At 69.9% G+C, this 15,363-nt stretch carries 16 protein-coding genes; 4 read left to right on the plus strand and 12 right to left on the minus strand.

The genetic code is table 11. The features are described 5' to 3' along the window. Positions 1 to 9: 9 nt before the first annotated feature. From ACYVK7_RS16460 to idi, 9 genes are read right to left on the minus strand one after another with little or no spacing between them, the layout of a single operon-like run. A complete protein-coding gene (locus tag ACYVK7_RS16460) occupies positions 10 to 1,092 on the minus strand; it encodes a ferrochelatase (protein ID WP_460888801.1) in 1,083 nt (360 codons plus the stop codon). Positions 1,093 to 1,129: 37 nt separating this feature from the next. Continuing rightward, entirely contained in the window at positions 1,130 to 2,488 is a 1,359-nt protein-coding gene (locus ACYVK7_RS16465; RefSeq protein ID WP_460888802.1) for a TIGR01777 family oxidoreductase, read from the minus strand. Between the two features lie 12 nt (positions 2,489 to 2,500). Further along, on the minus strand, positions 2,501 to 3,361 hold the full coding sequence (locus ACYVK7_RS16470) for a prenyltransferase (protein WP_460888803.1): 861 nt from the start codon (positions 3,359 to 3,361) through the stop codon (positions 2,501 to 2,503). Continuing rightward, positions 3,351 to 3,671 carry a lycopene cyclase domain-containing protein gene (locus tag ACYVK7_RS16475; protein ID WP_460888804.1) on the minus strand — a complete coding sequence of 107 codons (321 nt, stop codon included), beginning with the start codon at positions 3,669 to 3,671 and terminating at the stop codon, positions 3,351 to 3,353. The genes ACYVK7_RS16470 and ACYVK7_RS16475 overlap by 11 nt, the downstream gene beginning before the upstream one ends. Further along, positions 3,668 to 4,042 (minus strand): lycopene cyclase domain-containing protein, encoded by a 375-nt coding sequence (locus ACYVK7_RS16480; RefSeq protein WP_460888805.1) that lies wholly within the window; start codon positions 4,040 to 4,042, stop codon positions 3,668 to 3,670. Before ACYVK7_RS16480 ends, ACYVK7_RS16475 begins: the two co-directional genes overlap by 4 nt. After that, positions 4,039 to 5,607 (minus strand): phytoene desaturase family protein, encoded by a 1,569-nt coding sequence (gene crtI / locus ACYVK7_RS16485; RefSeq protein ID WP_460888806.1) that lies wholly within the window; start codon positions 5,605 to 5,607, stop codon positions 4,039 to 4,041. The genes ACYVK7_RS16480 and crtI overlap by 4 nt, the downstream gene beginning before the upstream one ends. After that, complete coding sequence (locus tag ACYVK7_RS16490) at positions 5,604 to 6,488, minus strand: phytoene/squalene synthase family protein (protein WP_460888807.1); 885 nt, start codon at positions 6,486 to 6,488, stop codon at positions 5,604 to 5,606. The genes crtI and ACYVK7_RS16490 overlap by 4 nt, the downstream gene beginning before the upstream one ends. After that, positions 6,485 to 7,528: a polyprenyl synthetase family protein gene (locus ACYVK7_RS16495; RefSeq protein ID WP_460888808.1), complete on the minus strand. Its 1,044-nt coding sequence runs from the start codon at positions 7,526 to 7,528 to the stop codon at positions 6,485 to 6,487. Before ACYVK7_RS16495 ends, ACYVK7_RS16490 begins: the two co-directional genes overlap by 4 nt. Beyond that, complete coding sequence (gene idi, locus ACYVK7_RS16500) at positions 7,525 to 8,076, minus strand: isopentenyl-diphosphate Delta-isomerase (protein ID WP_460888809.1); 552 nt, start codon at positions 8,074 to 8,076, stop codon at positions 7,525 to 7,527. The genes ACYVK7_RS16495 and idi overlap by 4 nt, the downstream gene beginning before the upstream one ends. Positions 8,077 to 8,155: 79 nt before the next feature. Between idi and ACYVK7_RS16505 the strand changes: the two genes are divergently transcribed. After that, positions 8,156 to 8,704 carry a MarR family winged helix-turn-helix transcriptional regulator gene (locus tag ACYVK7_RS16505; RefSeq protein WP_460888810.1) on the plus strand — a complete coding sequence of 183 codons (549 nt, stop codon included), beginning with the start codon at positions 8,156 to 8,158 and terminating at the stop codon, positions 8,702 to 8,704. Positions 8,705 to 8,774: 70 nt separating this feature from the next. Here ACYVK7_RS16505 and ACYVK7_RS16510 read toward each other — a convergent pair whose 3' ends face one another. Next, the gene (locus tag ACYVK7_RS16510) at positions 8,775 to 10,982 is read right to left on the minus strand and encodes an MMPL family transporter (RefSeq protein ID WP_460888811.1); all 2,208 of its coding nucleotides are present in this window, start codon (positions 10,980 to 10,982) and stop codon (positions 8,775 to 8,777) included. A 205-nt stretch (positions 10,983 to 11,187) separates the two neighbouring features. On the opposite strand from ACYVK7_RS16510, the gene ACYVK7_RS16515 reads away from it, so the two are divergent. The 3 genes from ACYVK7_RS16515 to ACYVK7_RS16525 all read left to right on the plus strand — a co-directional run bounded on the left by ACYVK7_RS16515 (position 11,188) and on the right by ACYVK7_RS16525 (position 13,213). Next, positions 11,188 to 11,745 (plus strand): MarR family winged helix-turn-helix transcriptional regulator, encoded by a 558-nt coding sequence (locus tag ACYVK7_RS16515; protein WP_460888812.1) that lies wholly within the window; start codon positions 11,188 to 11,190, stop codon positions 11,743 to 11,745. 141 nt (positions 11,746 to 11,886) lie between these two features. Further along, positions 11,887 to 12,462 (plus strand): hypothetical protein, encoded by a 576-nt coding sequence (locus ACYVK7_RS16520; protein ID WP_460888813.1) that lies wholly within the window; start codon positions 11,887 to 11,889, stop codon positions 12,460 to 12,462. Further along, entirely contained in the window at positions 12,452 to 13,213 is a 762-nt protein-coding gene (locus ACYVK7_RS16525) for a glycosyltransferase family 2 protein (RefSeq protein ID WP_460888814.1), read from the plus strand. Before ACYVK7_RS16520 ends, ACYVK7_RS16525 begins: the two co-directional genes overlap by 11 nt. A 66-nt stretch (positions 13,214 to 13,279) precedes the next feature. Here the strand turns inward: ACYVK7_RS16525 and ACYVK7_RS16530 are convergent, their stop codons facing one another. Beyond that, positions 13,280 to 13,939 (minus strand): GAF and ANTAR domain-containing protein, encoded by a 660-nt coding sequence (locus ACYVK7_RS16530; protein ID WP_460888815.1) that lies wholly within the window; start codon positions 13,937 to 13,939, stop codon positions 13,280 to 13,282. Between the two features lie 140 nt (positions 13,940 to 14,079). Continuing rightward, positions 14,080 to 14,622, minus strand: a complete 543-nt coding sequence (locus ACYVK7_RS16535; protein ID WP_460888816.1) for a PAS and ANTAR domain-containing protein — start codon at positions 14,620 to 14,622, stop codon at positions 14,080 to 14,082. Between the last annotated feature and the right edge of the window lie 741 nt (positions 14,623 to 15,363).

The raw sequence follows: 15,363 nt of genomic DNA on the forward strand, positions 1-15,363 counted from the left end.
CCTGTTGCCTCAGAGGGCGGCCAGCGCGGCGCGCGGATTGGGGCAGCAGGTCTGCTGGCAGTAGGCCGGCGGTCCGTCCTGAGTGCCGCGAAGCGCCGGGGCGATCTGCTGCCCGCGTTCGGCCGACGCTCGTTCGAGGACCAGTTCACGCACCATGGACACGAATCGAGGGTCGATGCCTGGTGTCGCCGCTCGGGCGAAGGGCAGCCCGACACGCGCCGCAACGTCCTTGGCCTCGGTGTCGAGGTCGTAGATGACCTCCATGTGATCGGAGACGAAGCCGATCGGTATCACCGCGGCGCCGGGTGTGCCGCTCGCCGCGAGCTGTTCCAGGTGGTCGCCCACGTCCGGCTCCAACCAGGGCTGGCTCGGGGGGCCGGACCGGCTGCAGTACACCAGGTCGTAGGCAGCTGACCCGCCGGTGCGTCGGGCGACTTCGCCCGCGACCGCCCGGGCCACGGTGTGGTGCTGGGCGACGTAGGCGCCGCCGGCTCCGCTCGCGTCGTTCATCGCGGTCGGGATCGAGTGCGTCACGAAAACCATCCGCGCACCCGTCGGCAGTTCGCCCAGCGCGGCGAGCGTCGCGTCGACGAATGGTTCGATGAAGCCGGGGCGGTCGAAGTAGTGCGGCAGCCGGTGCAGCTTGGGCGCGTCGTCACCGACCGTGGCCACCGCGGCGGCCAGGTTCTCGCGGTACTGCCGGCAGCCGGAGTAGGACGCGTAGGCGGCGGTGACGAAGTACACGGCGCGCTGCACGCCGTCGGCGGCCATGGCCCGCAACGTATCGGGGAGGTACGGGTCCCAGTTGCGGTTGCCCCAGTAGACTGGAAGGTCGATGCCGTTCGCGGCGAGGTCGGTCTCGATAGCCGCCTTCAGTTCGCGGCACTGATCGTTGATGGGACTGCGCCCGCCGAACCCATAGTAGTGCGCGCCCACCTCGACCAGTCTCTCGTCGGGGATCGCACGGCCTCGAGTGACGTTCTGCAGGAAGGGGAGGACGTCGTCGGGTTTCTCCGGCCCACCGAAGGAGACCAGGAGCAGGGCGTCGTACGGCTGGGTGGCAGCTGACATGGTTTCTACGTTGCCTTTCATCGAGCTGAGTCCCCGACGGGATCTGGGGTTCTGCAGTTCAGAGTCCGGGTCGGGGACGTGCTTCGGCGTGCTCCCGGCCGAGCAGGTGTCGCAGTGCCGGCTCCAGGGTGGCGTACCGGAACCGGTGTCCCCGTGCGAGCAGGGCGGCGGGCGAGACGCGTTGGCTGGCCTCGGCGAGCTCGGTCGCACCCTGTTCGCCCAGCAGCAGCCGTGGCCCCAGAACGGGAACCGGCAGCACCGCCGGCCGCCGCAACACCGTGGCCAGGGTCTTGGCGTAGGTCGCGTTGCGTACCGGCTGCGGCGCGACGGCGTTCACCGCACCGGACAGCGCGGTGTCGTAGATCGCGCGGTGGTAGACGTCCACCAGGTCGTCGATCCCGATCCACGACTGCCACATGCGCCCGTGGCCGAGCTTCCCGCCGAGCCCGACGGCGAACAGCGGGTAGAACAGCCGCAGCGTGCCGCCGCGCGGGGACTGCACCAGCCCGGTCCGGACCTGGACCACCCGTAGTCCCGCGTCGGCGGCTGCCGACGCGGCGTTCTCCCAGTCCGCGACGACATCGGCAAGGAATCCGTCGCCCGGTGCGCTGGACTCGTCCAGCATCTCGTCGCCGCGGTCCGGGCCGTAGTAGCCGATGGCCGACGCGCAGACGAAGACCGCCGGTCCGCCCCGGGTGCGGCCGGCCAGCTTGGCCAGCGCCCTGGTCGGTCCGATGCGCGATCCGCGCACTGCGGCACGGTGGGAGTCGTTGAAGCGGCCGGCGATCGAGGCTCCGGCGAGATGGATGACGGCGTCGACGCCGCGCAGCAGGTCGTCGGCCGGTGCCTGTGGGTCCCAGCGTCGCTCGTCGGGCCCCTGCGGCCTGCCCCGGACCAGCCGGATGACGCGGTAGCCCGCCGTGGTCAGGAACGGCGCGAGGGCGCTCCCGACCAGGCCACTGCTGCCGGTCATCACAACGACCCTGGGTCGGTCGCCGTTGTTCCGGGCCGTGGCCTGCGCCGCCAGGTCCAGGCTGAGCTGGCGGTACCGGTAGGTGAACATGCTTTGTAGCAGTGCCCGCGGCACCGGGGTCTGCACCGTGTCCGTGATGCGGGTGTGGTTGCCTTCGGTACGGAATTCGTGGGTGTGCCGCCACGGCAGCACCCAGCGCAGCGGCGCGGAGACCTGCTCGTCGACGAACCGTTCCGGCGGTCGGTAACCCGAGTGCCGGGCCACCCACCGCAGGCCGAGGGGCAGCCTGAGCACGGCCTCGCCGTCGGCCAGTGACCGTGCCTCCTGCACGACGTGCAGGGGTGCCCAGGGTGGCGTGAGCCGGTGGATCGCGCCGGGCTGCTGGTGCCAGGCGAAGACTTCGGACCGTGGGTAGGGCACGACGCTCGAGAAGGTTCTAGGCATGGTTCCTCCTAGTCAGATGTCGAAGGTGGCGATCGTGAAGAGCAGGATCGTCACGGCGGCGCCTACCGCATAGTTGACCCACAAGAAGTGCCGCCAGCCGCCGTTCGCGCGTGCTGAGTCCTCGTCGCGCAGCCGTGCGTAGGGGAGGGCCAGTGCGAGATAGGGCAGCACGAGCAGGCCGGCGAGCGCGCCCGGCCACCCGGTGGTGGCGACCAGCAGCCCGGCGGCGACCCAGGCACCCAGTGCGCACCGGACGGTGCGGGCCGCGCCGAACGCCGTCGCGATCGAGGAGATACCGCCCGCGCGGTCGGGGACCACGTCCTGGACCGCACCGAAGGCGTGGCTCGCCATGCCCCACAGCAGGAAGGCGCCGAGCACAGCGATGATCTCGGGGGTGGCGGCAGCCTGGGCCAGCGCCAGGCCGTAGACCGCCGGGCTGACGAAGTGCACGCTGGAGGTGAGGGAGTCGAGCACCGGCACCTCCTTGAAGCGGAACGGCGGCGCGGAGTAGGCGACGAGCGCGAAGAGGCTGGTCGCGAGCGCTAGCCACGACAGCGACGGACCGAGCAGGACCAGCGCGACCACGAACGGTAGACAGGTCGCCACCGATGCGACCAGGACGGTGCGGTGCCGCCGCGGTGGCAGCAGGGCGCCCTCGACGCCGCCCTTGCGGGGGTTGGCGAGGTCGGACGCGTAGTCGAACACGTCGTTGATCCCGTAGAGCGCGAGGTTGTACGGCACGAGGAAGAACAGCGTCCCGATGATCAGCGTGGCGTCGATCTCGCGCACGGTCAGGAGGTACGCCACGGCGAACGGGTAGGCGGTGTTGATCCAGCTCAGCGGTCGCGACGCGCGCGCGAGGTCAGCGATCACGACGGCTCCCGAGGTAGGTCCAGAGCGCGGGCAGCAGGATGACGGCCGCCAGCGGGTAGGCGAAGTCCTCGACGGGCGCCAGGCCGATCCGGAGCCCCGAGATGTGGGCGTCGGAGTAGGCGAACAGCCCGCTCGCGATCATGACTGTGTCGAACACCGCGGTGAGCAGCAGCAGGGCCACGGTGGCCAGCACGACGGCACGCCAGCCGGCGGGATGCGCCCCGGTGCGGCGCGCGGCGGCTACCCCCGCCACGACGGCGACCGCCGTGGCCGCCGCGAGGAAGCCGAGCGCCAGCAGGAGGTAGGTCATCGGAGCCCGTGCTCTCGTCCGCGAGCGCGCTCGTCCCATCGGCGGTCGCCTCGCCGGCTCGAGCGGTGCAGGACGCGCTGGGCGCCGAGGACGAGGACCATGGTCAGCTCACAGAGGAACAGGAGGAACACGAGCTCCTCGACGGGCAGCTCAGGGGCGAGCATGAGCCCGGTCATGTAGCGCCCGGAGCCGTGGAAGAACACCCCGAGCCCGATGCCCGCCAGATCCCAGAGCAGGAAGAACACGGTGCCCAGGACAAGAACTGCCGCCGCCCGGGCGGGATCCTGCCAGCAGAAGAGCCGGTACCTGCGGTCCAGCAGCAGCACCCCGGCCGCCGAGACGAGCAGCGCGGCGAGGTAGGCGAAGCTCATCGGCCCTCCCGGAGCGGGCCGCCACTGGTGTCGCCCCGCAGGCGCTTGACGACCAGCTCCGCGCTGATGAGGCACATCGGCAGCCCGATCCCCGGGATCGTCGTCGCGCCCGCGTACAGGAGACCGTCCACGCGCGCCGAGACGTTCGGCCCGCGGAACATCGCGCTCTGCCGGAGCGTGTGGCCGGGGCCCAGGGCTCCGCCGCGCCAGGCGCCGAAGTCGCGCTCGAAGTCGGCGGGCCCGATCGTGCGCCGGACCACCACCCGCTCCGCGAGGTCCAGCGTCCCTGTCCACTGCGCGATCTGCGCGATGGCTTCGTCGACGATGAGTTCGACGTGGGCATCCCCGCCACTATTGATGCCGCCCGCGCCGATCGCGGTGTCGGCCGGTACGGGGATCAGGACGAAGAGGTTCTCGTGGCCCGGCGGCGCGACGTCGTCGGTGGCGCTCGGCCGGCAGACGTAGAGCGACGCCGGTGCCGGGACCGACCGGGAGTCACCGAAGATCGCGTCGAACCCTTCCTGCCAGTCGCGGGCGAACAGCAGCGAGTGGTGCGCGAGCTGCGGGAGCTGGCCGCGCACCCCCAGCAGCGCCAGCACCGCGCCGGGACCCGGGTCGCGGCGCTTCCACCAGCGGTCGCTGTGGCTGCGGTGCTCGGGATCGAGCAGGGCGTGCTCCGTGACGTGCAGGTCCGCGGTCGAGACCACGACGTCGGCCTCTAGATGTCGCGAGTGACCGGTGAGGTCGGTCACCTCGACGCCGGTGACGGCGCCACCAGTCACCGTGATCCGGTTCACCCGCTGTCCGGTGAGCAGCCGCGCGCCCTGCCCCTCGGCCGCGCGGGCGACCGCGTCGATCACGGCGCCGAACCCGCCGCGCGGGTACAGCACGCCCTGGGTCACGTCCAGATGGCTCATGAGGTGGTACATGCTCGGCGCCGCGCTCGGCGAGGTACCGAGGAACACCGCGGGATAGCCGAGGATGCGGCGCACGCGGTCATCGGTCGTGTGCCGGGCGATGAAGCGGTCCAACGGCTCGGTCAGCAGCCGGACCAGGCGCGGGAGGCGACGGACGAGGTCACGGTCGAGGAAGGGCCGCGGCGACGCGAACGTCGCGTAGAGGAACCGCTCGGTGGCGATGCGGTACGTCTTCGCCGCCGAGTCCAGGTACGCGCCGAGCTTCGCGGCGGACGGCGGATCGAGCGCCACCAGGGCTTCGCGGGCGCCGTCGGCCGGCAGGTCGAAGGGCTCGGGGTCGCCCTCGAAGAAGACCCGGTAGGACGGGTCGAGACGCACGAGGTCCAGCTCCTTGGCCGCGCTCGTGCCCAGCAGCCGAAAGAAGTGCTCGAAGACTTCCGGCATGAGGTACCACGAGGGCCCGGTGTCGAACCGGAAGCCGCCGTGGTGCCACTGCCCCGCACGGCCACCGAGCTCCGCGCGCGCCTCCAGCAGAGTGACCGCCGCACCCTCCCGCGCCAGCAGGGCGGCGGTCGCCAGGCCCGAGATCCCACCGCCGACCACGACAACCCGTCGACCGCGCACCGCATCGTCCGTGACGTCGTTCATGTGTCCCTGCCTTCGCGCGCTCCGGCCAGTGCCGTGGCGACGATGCGAAGCTTGACGGCGGTGGGCACGGAGACGCGCTGGCCGCGCAGCCGGGCGGTGGGCGTGTGCCGCAGCCTCTCGTTGAGCTCGGTGAACAGCCCGGCGGCCAGCGCGGTGGCCCGTCGTGGGCCCGGGGGAAGCAGGGGGACGACGGCTCGTGCTGCGGCCAGGTCGGCGTCGATCTCTTTGACGATCACTGCCTTGTGCTCGTCGTCGAACCCGTCCGGAGCCATGCCGGGGAAGTAGGACCGGCCCAGGCGGTCCTGGTCGTCGCCGAGATCGCGCAGGAAGTTGATCTTCTGGAACGCGGCGCCCAGCCGGCGGGCACCCTCCTCGAGCCGTTCACGTACAGCGGGAGAGACCGGGTGCTCGTGCAGGAACGCCCGCAGGCACATCAGGCCCACCACCTCGGCGGACCCGTGCACATAGGTGCGGTACTCCTCGTCGGTGAGCGAGACCACCGGGTCCAGGTCGCGGCGCATGGAAGCGAAAAAGGGGCGCACGAGCGCCTCGTCGATACCGACGGTCCTAGCGGTGACGGCGAAAGCATGCACGACGACGTTCGCGCTGAACCCGCTACGCAAGGTCGCGAGCGTCTCGCCCTCCAAGGCGTCGAGGGCGCTGCGACACTGGGCCGGTGCGAGCCCTGCCTCATGCGCAGGGCCGTCGACGACCTCATCGGCCACCCGCACCAGCGCGTAGATGTCCTCGATCATCGCTCGCATCACGGGTGGCAGCAGGCGGGTGGCCAGACTGAACGAGCTGGAGTATGCCCCCAGGACGCGAGCCGCCGCCAGGTGGGCGGTCTCGGAGTACAGAGCGAGAGAGGACGACGGGTTCATGACACACGCTCCGCGACGGTGTCAGTGAGCGCGACCAGCTGCTGTCGCAGGCCAGCGGGCAGGGTCGTCTCGCCGATGATGGTGATCGTCTTGCGCCGCATGCCGTCGATGAGGTCGACGGTCGCGTCGCGCGCGCCGCTGGTGACCAGTGCGGCCCGGAGGCGTTCGGCGCCGGTCTCGTCGAGCTGCGGGTCGCCCCACAGGTGGTGCACCGCGCTCCACGCGGGCTGGCCCTCGGCGAACGTGACCAGCAGCGTGCGTTTGCCCTGGCGCAGGTCGCCCGTCGTGCTCTTTCCCGTGCGGTTCGTGTCGCCGAAGACGCCGAGCAGGTCGTCACGCAGCTGGTAGAGCACGCCAAGCGCGATACCGACCCGCTCCAGCTCGGTGGACGCCTGTTCGCCGGCCTGGGCCAGCGCCGCCCCGGCGCGCAGCGGTGCAGCGAACGAGTAGCCGGCCGTCTTGTTCTCCATCATCCGTACGACGTGCTCGGGTGTGGCCGACGCCGTACCGAGACCGAACGCGACGTCGTCGTGCTCGCCGGCTGCGGCGCGGAACAGGCTCTCGTCGATGAGGTCGGCGAGCTCGGTGCGAACCGCCGGCCGTACCTGGGCGACGAGGGCGTGTGCGGCACTGAGCAGCAGGTCGCCGCCCAGGATGGCGGAGGCATCGCCCCAGGCGGACGCGGTGCTGGTTGACAGGCCTGCCTGGCTCGCGTCGGCCGCGAACTCGGCGGACACCGTGGGCCGTCCCCGTCTGCTGAGGTCCCGGTCGATGACGTCGTCGTGCAGCAGCAGTGCGGTGTGGAGCAGCTCGAACGCCGCGGCCGCGGTGGTGGCGTCCTCGGGGTACGGGGCGCCGAAGGCCTGGTGGGTGTCCAGCAGGAGGCGCGGGCGCAGCCGCTTGCCGCCGCTGCTCGCCAGCTCCAGCCGCCGCCACAACTGTGCGTAGTGCTCGCCCAGCGGCGCGGCTCGCTGGATGCGGTCCGCGAACAGCTCGGCCAGGACGACGTCTACCGCATCTCGGGTGAGGATCGCGGTCATCGGTGTGCCCGCTCGCTCGGGGCTGCGACCGTGTAGTGGGACATCTCGGTGGCCTGGCGTACGAACCAGGGCGAGAACGCCCAGGGGGCAGCGCGCAGAGCCGAGCCGAGTGCGCCCGGTTCGGACCACCGGGCCTCCATCACCTCGTCCGGGTCCAGGCTCGGTGCGTCGTCGGTGACTGCCACGTAGACAGGGCACAGCTCGTTCTCCACGGTTCCCGTGGCATCGGTCGCGCGATAGCGGAAGTCAGGTAGCTGCACCGTGAGCCCGTGCACGGTCAGGCCGAGCTCGTCACGGGCTCGCCGCGCGACCGCGTCGTCGATCGACTCGTCCGGCTGCGGATGGCCGCAGAAGGAGTTGGTCCACACACCCGGCCAGGTGCGCTTGTGCAGGGCACGGCGGGTGACCAGCACCTGACCTGCAGGGCTGAACACGTGGCACGAGAACGCCAGGTGCAACGGCGTGCTCGCGGAGTGCACGACGCTCTTGAGCTCTGATCCGATGGGTGTGCCGTCCTCGTCCAGCAGGACCACTCTCTCCGTTGACATGGGTCCCCTCAGGTTGATTCTTGCTAGCCAGGCTATATTTAAGCACGGGAAGCATTACTCGCAAGGATAGGATCTGAGCGTGGTCCGAGAACGTGTGTCGGGCGGGTCTGTCGAACCGTCGATGCTGGACCCGCGCGTGCTGGATCCCGATCAGGAGCTGGTCCGCAGGGCCGGTCTCACGGATCGCGACGTCGACCAAGTGGTGCGCCTGCTGGAAGGGCTGCGGCGCTGGCGCGAGACCGAGCGTCGTGTGAGCGAGGCCTCGCGGCGCTATATGAAGCTGGGCGAGACCGATATGCGCGCTCTGCGTTTCATCATCACATTGAGCAATCAAGGTCGCCTGGCGACGCCGGGTGCCATCGCCACCCACCTCGGCATCTCGTCCGCTTCGACCACGAAGCTGCTGGACCGGCTGGCCGAGAGCGACCACATCCGCAGGCTTCCGCACCCAACCGACCGCCGCAGCGTCGCCGTCGAGGTAACCGAGGAGACCACGCGCGTCGCCTATGAGACCGTCGGCCGTAGGCATGCCCACCGGTTCGACGCCGCCGCGCGGCTGACCTCACCGGAGAGAGAGATCGTCACTCGGTTTCTCGATGACTTGGCCGCCACTGGCGAGGGCCTGTAGTGCTTGAGAGCCAGGACACGGCGCGGCTCGGGGCGCCCTGCCGCCGACCGGTCAGAACCGACAGCAGGTGCTAGCGGCGCCCGCGGGCGAGCTTGGAGGGCCACCAGATCGCCCGGCCGGCGTCGTAGGCGAGCGCGGGAACGAGCAGCGAGCGGACGACGAACGTGTCGAGCAGCACGCCGAACGCGACGATGAAGGCGAGCTGCACGAGAAACAGCACCGGGATGACCACCAGTGCGGTGAAGGTGGCGGCGAGCACCAGGCCCGCCGACGTGATGATGCCGCCGGTCAGTCTCAAGCCACGCAACACGCCCTCCCGGGTGCCGTGTGCTATCGACTCCTCCCGCACGCGTGTCATGAGGAAGATGTTGTAGTCGATGCCGAGTGCGACGAGGAACACGAATCCGAACAACGGCACGGCAGGATCGGCGCCTGGGAAGCCGAGCAGGTCGTTGAACACCAGCGCGGCCACTCCCATCGCCGTGCCGAAGGACAGCACCGTGGTGAGGATCAGGAGCACGGGCGCGAGGATGGCGCGCAGCAGGAGCATGAGGATCAGCAGGATGACGACCAGGACGATCGGCACGATGAGCGTGCGGTCGCGGATCGATGCGTCGTTCGTGTCGAGGTCCGTCGCGGACACGCCCCCGACGATGGCCTCGGGAACGGCGTCGGCGTAGCCGGCTCGCAGGTCGCGGACGGTCTCTTCCGCGGCGGCGGAGTCGGCGGCGTCGGACAGGGTGGCCTGGAGCAGTACTTCCCCGTTGGACACGACGGGCTTGGGCGCCGGGGTGCCAGGTGGGCCGAAAGGCTCAATACCTTCAGCGGTGACGGGGGCGGTGTTGCTCGGGGTGTCCGCGGTGACTGCGACCGACGCGATCCCGTCCTCGTTCAGCAGGACGTCGGCGGCGTCCTGCAAATCCTCCTGGGGTGCGATCACATAGGCGGGGCTGCCGGAGCCTGCTGGAAAGTGCTCGGCCAGCCGCTCCTGTCCGGTGCGCGCCTCGGAGGCGCCGAGCACGAGCTCCGACTGCGGTACGCCTGACGCCTGCAGCTGGGTCACGCCCACGCAGCCGACGGCGAGCACGAGCGCCGTGGTGATCCAGGTGATGCGCGGCCTGGCGCGCACCAGACGTGCGACCCGGCCCCACAGGCCACCAGCTCCACCACCGGCCCGGGCAGCGGCCGGGTCGTACATCGGGCGCCGGGGCCAGAACGCAGCGCGGCCCATGGCCAGCAGCAGCGCAGGGAGCAGGGTGAGCGCCGCGAGCATCGCGAACGCGATACCGATCGCCGCGACCGGTCCAAGGGTGCTGTTGGAACGCAGCTCGCTGAGCAGCAGACAGAGTAGGCCCACGATGACGGTGCCGCCCGAGGCCAAGATCGGTTCGAACGAGCCGCGCACCGCGCGCTTGGTGGCGGTCCACCGGGCGGGCGTGTGCACCAGCTCCTCGCGGTAGCGGGCCACGTACAGCAGGGCGTAGTCGGTCGCCGCTCCGATGACGAGGATGAACAAGATGCCCTGAGTCTGTCCGCTGAGCAGCAGCACCCCCTGGTTCGCCAGGTTCCAGATGACCAGCAGGGCCGCGCACAGGGCGAACATGCTGGTCGCGAGCACGGCGAGCGGGAGCAGCAACGAACGGTAGACGATGACGAGAATGACCAGCACCGCGGCGAGAGCTACTCCCAGCAGGAGGCCGTCGATCCCCGCGAAAGCGGTCCCGAGGTCGCTGGACAACCCTGCGGGACCAGTGATGTACACGTCGACACCGGCGGGCAGATCGATCGTCAGCGCGTCACGGAGTGCGGTGGTCGCCTCGCCGAGGTCGGCCGAGCCGGACAGCGGGACGAACGCCTGCGCTGCAACGCCGTCATCGGACGGAATCACCGGAGAGACGTCGCCGTCCACCGTGTCGAGTTCGCCGGCCTCTGCCAGCCGGTCACCGATGGCGCTCAGGTCCTCATCGGACAGGTCGTCCTGCGAGACGAAGACCACGACCGCGGGAATGGCATCGCCCTCGGAGAAGCCGTCGAGCCGTTCCTGAACCTCAGTGGCCTCGGCGGTGGTGGGCAGGTAGGCCGTGCGGTCGTTGGAAGAGACCTCGTCGATCCGCCCGAACAGGGGCCCGCCGAGCCCGGCGGCCGCGACCCAGACCAGGATCAGGGCGGCAGGCAGCAAGACACGCAGCCAGCGTGGCACGCGCGAGGACGCGGCGCCCGACACCTCGCCGCCCGACGGCGAACGGCTCGGGTCGGTGCGCGGCGGTCGCGATCTCATGTGCGAGGTTCTCCAGGTCTTGTTGTTCAGAGGTCCGCTTCCGGGAAGCACGCATCGCCCGCCGCCCAGCAAGATCCGGGGCTGCCGAGCGTGATCAAGCGGGGCAGGTCCACCATCAGAGCCGCGCGATCAGGATGCCGATGCTTTCGTTAGCCTGGCTATATTCAAGGATAGGACGCAATCACCAGAGCGGTAAAATCCGCGGGTGGATCCAGAACCTGTAGCGCGCGACGAGCCCGAGCCGTCGATGATGGACCCTCGAGTCATGGATCCCGACCAGGAGATCGTGCTCCGCTCGGGCATGGGCGACCGGGACGTTGACCAGGTGGTGCGCGTCCTGGAGGCGTTGCGTCTCTGGCGTGAGACCGAACGCCGGATGAGCGAGGTCTCCCGGCGGTACATGAAGCTCGGTGAGACCGACATGCGGGCGCTGCGCTACATCATCGCGATGCAGAACCACGGGCGCGTCGTAACCCCGGGCGCCATCGCCGAGCACCTCGGCATCACGACGGCGTCGACCACGAAGCTGATCGACCGGCTGGCAGCGGGCGACCACGTGCTGCGGTTCCCGCACCCCTCTGACCGGCGCAGCCTCGCGATCGAGGTCACCGAGGACACGCGGCGTGTGGCGCGCGAGACGGTCGGCCGCAGCCATGCCCGCCGGTTCGCCGCGGCCGCCCGCCTGACCGCGCACGAGCGGGACATCGTCACTCGCTTTCTCCACGACCTCGCAGACCCAGGCATGGACGAGCAGTTGGCGTAAGTTCGTGACACGCGCGCCGTCGCTCCACGGCGTCGGTCAAACCTGGTGACGTGGCGAACGCTGCGATGCAGGCGATCGTGCGTGCGGTCGGGTGCGGGGTGACACTGGAGGGCCGTCGTCCCGATCTGTGCCGGAGGGGCCATGCCTCGTGTTGCCGTCGAACAGGGCCTCGTGCTGGGCGACGTGGTGCGTGCCGCGGCGGTAGGCAGTCTTGCCGTCGGCATCGTGGCTCTCGGAAGTGTCGCGGGCGCGCTGTTCTTCCTTGTGCTGGGCGGGGTCTTCGTCCCGCGGTTCCTGCGTCTGCCGACGGTCCTCGACCTCTGCTTCGGGTTCAGCCTCTTGCTGGCGGCGTGGGCCTCGCAGCTCGGGTGGTACGAGGCCGTGCCATGGCTCGATCTCCTCATGCACGCGGTATGCACGGGCCTCATCGCAGCTGTCGGTGTCATCATCATGATCCGCGGGCAGATGCTGGAGGCCGGTGCACTTCCCGGGAGAGCGAAGGCCGGACTGGTCCTGATGACCACGGGATTCGGTGCACTGAGCGCGATCGTGTGGGAGCTGGGGGAGTGGGCCGGTCACACCTACCTCCACGAAGGCATCGACGTCGGATACCCGGACACCATCGCCGACCTCGCCTTCGGCCTGCTCGGTGCGATGCTGGCCGGAGCCGTCCTCGCAGCCCGGGGCCAGGCATGGAGGCGCGGGCGTGACATCTGATCTCGCGCCGACGGTCTCCGTGGTCGTCCCGGTGCGCGACGACGCACCGGCGCTGGACAGGTGCCTGTCCCTGCTGGCCCGCCAGACCGTGGCCCCGCTGGAGATCGTCGTGGTCGACAACGCCTCGACCGACGCGTCCGCTGCGGTGGCGCACCGCTGGGGCGCCGTGGTCGTCGTCGAACCCAGCGTCGGGATCCCCGCCGCCGCGGCAACCGGGTACGACGCCGCGAAGGGTGCCGTCATCGCGCGGCTCGACGCCGACTCCCGGCCCGGCCCGCTGTGGGTGCAGACGGTCGTGGAGCGTATGGTCGCCGACCCGGGGCTCGACGCGCTCACAGGTACCGGCAGCTTCTACGATGCGCCGCCGGGCCTGCGGACCGCTGGGGCCGTGGCCTACCTGGGGGCGTACTACGTCCTCGGGCACCTTGCGCTCGGACACACTGCCCTGTGGGGCTCGTGCATGGCGATGCGCTCCAGCGCCTGGCGGGCCGTGCGCCGAGATGTCGTACGCGATGACGCAGAGGTGCACGACGACCTCGACCTGGCGTTCCGGCTCGGTCCTCGCCGACGCATCCGACTCGACCGTTCGTGGCGGGTGGGCGTGTCCGCGCGTAGTTTGCGCGGGCGGCGCCAACGCCGTCGGCGGCTCGATCGCGCGTGGCGCACCCTGCGGCTCAACTGGAAGGTCTCGCCTCCGTGGGAGCGGTGGCGGCGCCGAACGCCGGGTCCAAAAAGGGTCTGGCAACACTGACTCGGACTCGGCTACGGCGTTACCGCCTCGCCCCTCATGGCAGATGAAGCGCCTGATGCGTCGTTGTTATCCATCGAGGGTGAACGTCAATCGTCGTCCAAGGACGTCCTCCGCGACGGATCGCAGGCTCGTCGAACGCAGGAAGGCATTCGCCCGGATCACCGCGAACGCATCCTCTGCGCGTATCCCCAGTTGGGCGATGACCATTCCGGCTGCCCGATGGAGCAATGCTCGCTCTGACCAGTCAAGGAACTCGGCGTTCGCCAGGAGGTACGCCCCGGTGAGGTCGGCGAGGACCTGCAGGTCCTTCGCGCTACGGACTCGAGAATCCGTCACGTAAAGGCTGAGCACCCCGACGACGCGGCTCTGCGCCCGCATCGGCACCGCGTAGAGCGTCACCTCACCGCCGACCGAACCAGCCAGCTGGGAGAAGACGGGACACTCGTCCACCACCCCAACTAGGCGCATGACCACCAGCCGGCCCTCGGCCATCGCCTGGTGCACCGGGCCCTCGCCCAGGACCTCCTGGAGCGGTTCGAGGCCCTCGAACGCCCCTGACGTACTGACGGCGACTCGCTCGTCCGGCCCTGCCGCGACCGTCAGCGCACCGCCTTGCGCCCCCAAGGCGTCGACGCATGCCTCGCACAGCTGCATCGCCCACGTACGGTCGGTTTCGGTCTTGGCTAGAGATCGCGCAAAAGAACTGAAAAGTTGCGGCGCGTCCATCCGTGCGTCACCTCCCGTGCCCCCAGCCCCACTCTCACACCACGACTTCCCAGTCGCATGCCCCGGCTTCGTCACAGCCGGCGAAGCGAGAACAGAATAGTCGCCGCGCAGCGCGGTGGTGCTTCCGGACCGCCGGAGTGTCAGAGGTCGTCCGGCCGGATCGGGTCGGCCAAGAACTTGTCGATGGCCTCACTCGTCGGGAACACCGTGACATCCGGCCCGGAGAACAAGTGCACCAGCGAGTAGGCGAGGTCCCGGACGGCGATGTTCGACTGGTTGGACGCCTCACGCAGCTGGTCAAACGCCGCTTCCTCGTCGATGCCATGGATGACCATGAGCACGCCCTTGGCCTGCTCAATGACCGACCGCCGCTCCGAGGACGCCTGGATCGAGGCCGTCGCCTCGCGCGACGCCGCCTCACGCTGCGTCTTGGTGACGTCGATGAAGTACCCGAACAGCTCGGTCACCTGACCAGTGACGGGATCGCGCCGCCCTTGACCGGTCACGGCCAGCGTTCGGGTCTCTCCTGCCGCGTCCACGATGCGATGGACGGAACTGAACGGCTGCCCTGTCTCCGCCGCACGTCGCAGGACGCCGTCGACGCGGGCGCGGTCGTCCGGGTGCTTGTGCGACAGCATCAGGGCCATCGTCGGCACGATGTCCCCCGGCGCGAAGCCGTGCATCACATACACCTCATCCGACCACGCCCACTCACCCGTCGCCAGGTCGAGCCGGTAACGCCCGACAGGTGGCCTAGCGCCTCCACCGAGCGCCTCTTCAATATCGCTGTCCGACGGCGGTTGGTTGTGCCCTGGTGTGGAGTTCATGAAGTTCCTCTTGGGGGCGGAGTCGTACGGCCGATGTCCCTACTGAGGAAGGCACAGGACCTGATGGTGGTCAGACTAGCGTGGAGCGGGACCGTCAGCAGCAGACCAGCTCGTGTTGATGGCACTGCATACGGGGGACGCTCACTGCCAGCCCTGGCTCCGTAGTCGCCTCGGCACTTCGAGGCCTCGGTTGGACGATGTGCTCGCGTGCAGCCTCCGTCTGCTTGCGTGCCGCGTGCGAGTGCGACACCGGCGGGCCGTTGCGTCCCACCGAGCACCGGCGCAGACTCGAAAGTGAGTCCCGCGATCCTTGCCGGTCGCGGGACTCACCATCAGAACGGGCCAGCAGCCTTCCGTCACGCGTGCGCTACCCCATACCGAGTTGGAGCGCCACGTCCGCGAAGCGGTCCTGATCGAGGCAGCCCGGGCTGCCCGCGAGCACGTGCACGCGTACACGAACTGTTGCGAGCGGACCACGCCGTCGCGAGCCTGGGGCAAGGCCCAGCCTCGGGCCCTAGCTGTTGCGGGTCATGACGTTGGTGACGCGGGGTCGGGTGTGAGGAAGGGGTAGGCCTGGCGGCAGGATGGAAGTGCGAC

The sequence above is a fragment of the Promicromonospora xylanilytica genome (assembly GCF_054782895.1).